Genomic DNA, 1,511 nt, shown 5'->3' with positions numbered 1-1,511 from the left:
TTTTCTGTTCCTTCACCTGGTTTTTCCGGACCTTTTTCTGTATCTTTTTTATTTGTAATTTGAAGCTTTACAACTTCAATTTTTTCATTAGAAATCGTAAATTTCATTTCCTTATCGGATAAAGTATATCCTTCTGGCGCTTGGATTTCTTTTAAAGTGTAATCTCCTGGTTCTAACTTCTTAGAAGTCGCTTTACCGCTCTTGTTTGTTGTTAATGTGTCGATTTTTGTTCCGTCTTTCCAAATTTCAAACACTGCGCCTGCTAAAGTTTTATTTGTATTATTGGCATCTACCTTTGTAATTTCTAATTGACCTGTAATTTCTTCTTTCACTTTTTCATTCATAACTTCTTGTTTTACTACTTCATTTGCTACAACGTTTACTTCTACTGTTACTTCTAACGCCTTATAACCTTCTGGTGCTTTCGTTTCTTCTAACGTATACTTTCCTGGCACTAAGCTTTCGAATTTCACAACGCCGTCTTTATTCGTTGTTTTCGCTTCTCCAACTACTTGACCAGCTTCGTTCTTTAATTTAAATTCTGCACCTGCTAGAACTTTTCCACTCTCCGAATCCTTTTTGATTACTTGTAAGCTTCCTAGTTCTTTTGCGTTTTCTACTTGTACTTCTACTACTTTGTTTGCTTCCACAACGACTTCAATTTCTTCTTTTAACAATTTATATCCTTGTGGTGCTTTCGTTTCTTTTAATGTGTACTTTCCTGGCTCTAATTTCTGTGAAACTACTTTACCAGTTTTATCTGTTCGTAACGTATCTACTTTTTTACCATCTTTATACACTTCGAATTCTGCATCTGATAATACTTTCGTTTTATCTTCCGCATCTACTTTTACAATTTCGAATTGACCAAGGCTCTTACTGTTCGTTACTTTTACATCAACAACTTTTTCACCGTCAACTGTTACATGAATTATTTGTTTTGTTAACTCATAACCTTCTGGTGCTTTTGTTTCTTCTAACGTATATTCACCTGGCACAAGTCCGTCTACTTTAACCGTTCCAGACTTATCTGTTGTAATTCCTTCTTTTACAACATTTCCTTTCGCATCTTTCAATGTAAATTTTGCGCCTGCTAAGCGTTTCGTTTGATCTTTATCATCCATTTTAATAATTTGTAGAGAACCTAAGATTTTTTCGTTTTCTGCCTCTACTTTTACTACTTCTTTCTCGTTTTGAATTGTTACTTTCCATTCTTTATTTGAAAGCTTGTAGCCCGCTGGTGCTTTCGTTTCTTTCACTGTGTATTCACCTAGCGGTAATTTCGGTGACATCACTTTTCCACTCTCATCTGTTTTTAGTTCTGCTACCTTTTTACCATCTTTATACACTTCGAATTCTGCACCTGATAACAATTTCGTTTTATCATTCGCATCTACTTTCACGATTTCAAATTGACCTGTTACTTTTTCATTCGTAACTTCTTGTTTTACTACTTCGTTCGCTACAACGTTTACTTCTACTGTTACTTCTAACGCCTTATAACCTTCTGG

At 34.6% G+C, this 1,511-nt stretch carries 1 protein-coding gene; it reads right to left on the bottom strand.

The features are described 5' to 3' along the window. Positions 1 to 1,511: MSCRAMM family protein (locus MR167_RS31380; RefSeq protein WP_255787503.1), on the bottom strand; the 1,511-nt coding region annotated here is incomplete at both ends.

This window comes from Bacillus cereus group sp. BfR-BA-01355 (assembly GCF_022663675.1).
Taxonomy (GTDB): domain Bacteria; phylum Bacillota; class Bacilli; order Bacillales; family Bacillaceae_G; genus Bacillus_A; species Bacillus_A thuringiensis_S.
This window is presented reverse-complemented; position numbering and strand designations above follow the sequence as displayed.